General features: G+C 66.7%; 5 protein-coding genes and 1 pseudogene. 5 read left to right on the plus strand and 1 reads right to left on the minus strand.

All coding sequences use genetic code 11. The annotated features are described in order from the left end of the window. The 3 genes and pseudogenes from AB6M95_RS19400 to AB6M95_RS19410 form a co-directional block, all read left to right on the plus strand. Window positions 1-626 (plus strand): annotated as a pseudogene (locus tag AB6M95_RS19400) (SIS domain-containing protein); the annotation flags it as partial. Window positions 627-807: 181 nt separating this feature from the next. Further along, window positions 808-1,347, plus strand: coding sequence for a periplasmic heavy metal sensor (locus tag AB6M95_RS19405; RefSeq protein WP_371388391.1), 540 nt, complete (start codon window positions 808-810; stop codon window positions 1,345-1,347). An 18-nt stretch (window positions 1,348-1,365) separates the two neighbouring features. Beyond that, window positions 1,366-1,677: an SHOCT domain-containing protein gene (locus AB6M95_RS19410; protein WP_371388392.1), complete on the plus strand. Its 312-nt coding sequence runs from the start codon at window positions 1,366-1,368 to the stop codon at window positions 1,675-1,677. Window positions 1,678-1,737: 60 nt separating this feature from the next. On the opposite strand, the gene AB6M95_RS19415 is transcribed toward AB6M95_RS19410, so the two are convergent. Continuing rightward, window positions 1,738-2,658: a transporter substrate-binding domain-containing protein gene (locus AB6M95_RS19415; protein ID WP_371388393.1), complete on the minus strand. Its 921-nt coding sequence runs from the start codon at window positions 2,656-2,658 to the stop codon at window positions 1,738-1,740. A gap of 315 nt (window positions 2,659-2,973) precedes the next feature. Between AB6M95_RS19415 and AB6M95_RS19420 the strand changes: the two genes are divergently transcribed. Beyond that, window positions 2,974-4,137 (plus strand): PQQ-dependent sugar dehydrogenase, encoded by a 1,164-nt coding sequence (locus tag AB6M95_RS19420; RefSeq protein WP_371388394.1) that lies wholly within the window; start codon window positions 2,974-2,976, stop codon window positions 4,135-4,137. 150 nt (window positions 4,138-4,287) lie between these two features. Further along, window positions 4,288-4,680 carry a DUF2721 domain-containing protein gene (locus tag AB6M95_RS19425; protein ID WP_371388395.1) on the plus strand — a complete coding sequence of 131 codons (393 nt, stop codon included), beginning with the start codon at window positions 4,288-4,290 and terminating at the stop codon, window positions 4,678-4,680. Window positions 4,681-4,744: the final 64 nt, after the last annotated feature.

Here is a 4,744-nt window from a genome sequence, read left to right on the forward strand (position 1 = left end):
TCACGGAGGACAAGAAGCACATCGACCTGTCCACCGAGCCCCTGACCCTGGTCATGGCCTCGGACCTGCCCGAGATGGTCGTCACGGACACGGTCAAGGAGACCACGATCTTCAAGGCCCACAACGGCTCGCCCATCGTGTTCTGCGCCGAGGGCGAGGACCGCTTCGACCGCGTGGCCGAGGCCACGATCAAGGTGCCCCGCGCGGGCGGCGGCCTGGATTTCGTGCTCGAGACCGTGGCCGGGCACTGGTGGGGCGTGTCGGCGGCCAAGGCCATCGACGGCCACGCCGAGCCGTTCCGCAAGGCGCGGGTGCTCATCGGCGAGATGCTCGAGGACACGGCCACCTTCGACCGCGGGAAGCTGCTCGTCGCCCTGAACCGGTGCATCGAGCGCATCGCCTCGGGCGCGACGGACTCGGCCCTGCCCGCCCGCGTGGCCGCCGCACTCGCCAACTACATGCTCTGGCTGGTCAACCAGTCCCAGGCCATCCAGGCCACCGAGGCCCGCCTGGCCGACATCCTGACCATCCTGAACAAGGCCATCGAAGAGATGACCCGCCCCATCGACACCATCCGCCACCAGGCCAAAACCGTCACCGTCGGCATCAGCAGGCCGCAGGGGTAGAGCGGCGTTTTCCGGCGCATTCACGGCTGACAAGGCCCCCGGTATCCCTTGGATGCCGGGGGCTTATTCGTCCGGAGGCCTGGCCCCGGCAACGGCTGCCACGCTCCTGCGGAAATAGCGGTGCTTTTTTTCCTCCGGTGTGCTATGGTCATGTCCTAAAAATACCTTAGGAGGTTTTAACATGATCAATCGAAACATCACTCTCGCGTCTTTGGCGTTCGTGCTGATCTTCTCCGTCTCCGCCTTCGCCCAGATGGGCATGGGCGGCGGCATGATGGGCGGCGGTCCTGGCCCCGGTCCCGGCCCCGGCATGATGACCGGCCCCGGCTACGGCGGCAACTACCAGCTCACGCCGGAACAGCAGAAAGCCTACCAGGAGATCGCCGGCAAGTATCAGGCGCAGTTCGCCAAGCTGTCCGAACAGATGTGGGCCAAGCACGCCCAGTTGAACGCCGTCCTGGCCCAGGACAAGATCGACGCGGCCCAGGCCAGATCCCTGGCCAAGGAAATCGGCGCCCTGTCCACCCAGGGCTTTGAGACCCGCGTGAACATGCTCATCGACATGCGTGAAAAGGGCTTCTCCTATTACGGCATGGGCATGATGAACGGCGGCATGCACGGCGGCATGATGGGCAGCGGCATGATGGGTCCCGGCATGATGGGCCCCGGCCACGGCTATCACGGCGGCTACGGTTACGGATACGGCGGCGCGCAGCAATAAGCGCCCGAAGGAGACGCCATGACCGACACCTACCTCCTGCTGACCGCCCAGCAACCCATGTACAACGGGGGCGGCGGCCCCGGCCAGGGGGGCTGGGGCATGAACATGATGTACTCGCCGTTCGGCGGCTGGTTCATGATCCTGCTCCTGGTCGTTGCCGTCGCCGCCGCCTTCATGATCTTCCGGGGGAGCCTCGGCGGAAACGACACCTCGGCGCACACCCCGGCAAGCCATGCCGAGACGCCCCTGGACATCCTCAAGCGGCGCTACGCCGCCGGGGAGATCGACAAGAAACAATACGAAGAGATGAAGCGCGACCTGGCGGAATAACGATCACCGGGTCCGTTTGAAAAACCGGCCGGGCAGTCGCTGCCCGGCCGGTTCTGATTTCTAGGGATGTTGGACGCAGTTCCGGGGGCAGGCTTCGTCATGGGCGGACATGTCGGTGGCGGGCAGGATGCACCCGGTGCAGGCCCGCTCAAAGGCCGGGTCGAGCCGGTCGGGAATCCACCCCTTGAGGGTCTTGTACAGCCGCTTAGAGGCCACCAGCCGGGCCATGGCCCGGTTGATGCGCTCCATGATCTCCGCGCCCTCCCCGGTCCGGGAACAGACCAGATAGCCGAAGATCGGTGCCGACGGGCATTCCGAGGCCTGGACCACGGCGAAGCGCTCCTGCTTGTCCCGCTCCCCGGCCGCGTACCGGATGCCCAGGCTGTCGTACACGAACCAGTCGATCCGCTTCTCGCCGAGCATGTCCAACAGCTGCTCCACGTCGTGGGCCGTCACGGCGCGCTGCGCCCCGGCGTTGGAGATGAGCGGGGCCACGAACGGATTGAAGGGGCCGTGGTCGAGGCCGGGGATGTAGCCGAAGGTCAGGGCGTGGTCGGCGGCCAGATAGGCCAGGGAGGCCGTACCGTCCGGGGCCAGCCGTCGAACATCCTCGCGGCGCATGACGATCGTCATGGAAAAAGTCACCCTGCACGGGGCCTCGGAATACAGGACGTAGGCCTCGCGCTCCGGGGTCTTGTGCAGACCGCAGACCACGAACCGCTCCCGCCCGGTGCGCAGCTCCTCGGCTATGCGCTGGGGGCTGGCCGAAATGAAGACGTGCCGGTACTCGGGCATCTCCTTCTGCAACTCCCTGGCCACGTCGATGCCTACGCCCTCGGGCCGGCTTTTGTTGACGATGAACTGGGGCGGAAGATTGAAATAGGGCCAGTAGATCACCGGTTTTTCCTCGGCAAGGACCACGTCCGCCGCGCCGAGCAGCAGGATCGGGAGGAAGAGGAGGCCGTAGAGAATTCCGCGCATGGGTTGACTGGTCCGTGGTTGCCGCGGGGGCCGGAAGAGGAGGCCGCCCGTCGTTGATGACAAAACCGGTGCGGCACTGAAAGCACAAATTCGCGTCCATGGCAACAAATAATCGACCAAACGATACTCTTTTCCCAGATCCGCCAGCAGGCTCCCCGCCCCGGCACATCGGCCGAGACCGGCGACCCGTCGGGCTTACCGGCCGCCCCCGCGCCGTCTCGTCCCGTCTATCCATCCCCGGCCGGTTGTGTTATATTGGAAGGCCCCGCGTCCGTTTTCCGATGGGCGCGGCCGAACCCCGACCCGGAGGCAGCCATGCGCAAGAATATCCTCATCGTCCCGTTCCTCACCGTCCCCCTCATCATCTTCCTTGCAACCGTACAGGCGGGGGCCGAGCCCTATTTCCCGCCGGAAAAGGCCCGCCCCCTGGAGGGCGTCCGGGCGGTCACCCTGCGCACCGGCCTCGACCACCCGTGGTCCATGGCCTGGCTGCCGGACGGCGGCCTGCTCATCACCGAGCGGCCCGGCCGGGTACGCCTGTTCAAGGGCGGCGGGATGACCACCCTACCCGGCGCTCCCGTCCCCCTGGTCCACGGCCAGGGCGGGCTCCTGGACATCGCCCCGCACCCCGATTTCAAGGACAATCACCTGGTCTACTTCACCCTGGCCACGGGCACGGAATCGGCCAACCACACCTCCCTGGCCCGCGCCCGCCTCGACGGCGAGCGGTTCCGCGACGCGCAGGTGCTCTTCACCGCCTCCCCGGCCAAGTCCGGGGGCCAGCACTTCGGCTCGCGCCTGGCCTGGCTGCCGGACAAGACCCTGGTCCTTTCTGTGGGCGACGGCGGCAATCCGCCCCAGCGCGTGGACGGCATGCTCGCCCGCGACCAGGCCCAGAACCCGGCCACGCACCAGGGCAAGCTCATCCACCTCAAGGACGACGGCACCCCGGCCCAGCCCCCGGCCTTCGCCGACCCGGCCGCCGCGCCCGGCCTGTACACCATGGGCCACCGCAACATCCAGGGCATGGCCTACGACCCGCTGCGCGACACCCTGTGGGTCAGCGAGCACGCCGCCCGCACCGGCGACGAGATCAACCGCATCAAGCCCGGCCGCAACTACGGCTGGCCCAAGGCGTCCTGGAGCAAGGAGTACACCCTGCCCATGGACGTGGCCGCCCACCACTCACTCCCCGGCATGGCCGACCCGATCGTGGTCTGGAAGTGGCGGTTCGCCCCCTCGGGGCTGATGGTCTACACCGGCGACGCCTTCCCGGCCTTCAAGGGCGACCTCCTGGCGGGCGGGCTGCGCAGCGAGACCATCCGGCTCATCGAGCTCGACCGGAACGGCGCGGTCCTCGGCGACCGGGACCTGCCCATGGGCCAGCGCGTCCGCGACATCCGCCAGGGGCCGGACGGCCTGATCTACGTGCTCACCGACGAGGACGACGGCAGGCTCATCCGCCTCGAACCCCGCTAGGGCGGGCCCGCCGCCGATTTACTTCCGACACCCGATCGGCTAGCATGGCAAGGGTCCGGGCTTCCGCAAGGGGAGGCCCGAACCCGACCATAAAACCTCAATGAAACCAGGCATCCCAGCTTCACTCCGGACGCCCCGAAGGACCTCTCCATGCAGATGACCGTCACCACTCCGGCCCTGCTCTTCCCGGCCATCTCCCTGTTCATGCTCGCCTTCACCAACCGGTTCCTGTCCCTGGCCGCGCGCATCCGCACCCTGCACGACCAGTACCGGCAACAGCCCGACCAGACCATCCTCGCCCAGATCGACAACCTGCGTAAAAGGGTCCACATGATCCGGCACATGCAGGGATTCGGAGTCATGTCCATGCTCGCCTGCATTTTCTCCATGATCTGCATCTTCCAGGAATTCGAAATGGCCGGACAGATCCTCTTCGGCGCCAGCCTGCTCTTCCTCATCCTGTCCATGCTCTACTCCTTCCTCGAAATCCGCATCTCCCTCAACGCCCTGGACATCCTCCTCAAGGACATGGAGCAGCGGTAGGAACGCGCCGCCGGCGGCCGGGGGAAGGGGGAAGGAAACCCTTTGAAAAGGGCTTTCCTTTCCC

The organism is Pseudodesulfovibrio karagichevae, from assembly GCF_041414475.1.
Lineage (GTDB): Bacteria > Desulfobacterota > Desulfovibrionia > Desulfovibrionales > Desulfovibrionaceae > Pseudodesulfovibrio > Pseudodesulfovibrio karagichevae.

Coding starts and splice junctions, on each gene's coding strand:
- AB6M95_RS19405 (WP_371388391.1), top strand. CDS start 808: ATGATCAATCGAAACATCACTCTCGCGTCTTTGGCGTTCGTGCTGATC.
- AB6M95_RS19410 (WP_371388392.1), top strand. CDS start 1,366: ATGACCGACACCTACCTCCTGCTGACCGCCCAGCAACCCATGTACAAC.
- AB6M95_RS19415 (WP_371388393.1), bottom strand. CDS start 2,658: ATGCGCGGAATTCTCTACGGCCTCCTCTTCCTCCCGATCCTGCTGCTC.
- AB6M95_RS19420 (WP_371388394.1), top strand. CDS start 2,974: ATGCGCAAGAATATCCTCATCGTCCCGTTCCTCACCGTCCCCCTCATC.
- AB6M95_RS19425 (WP_371388395.1), top strand. CDS start 4,288: ATGCAGATGACCGTCACCACTCCGGCCCTGCTCTTCCCGGCCATCTCC.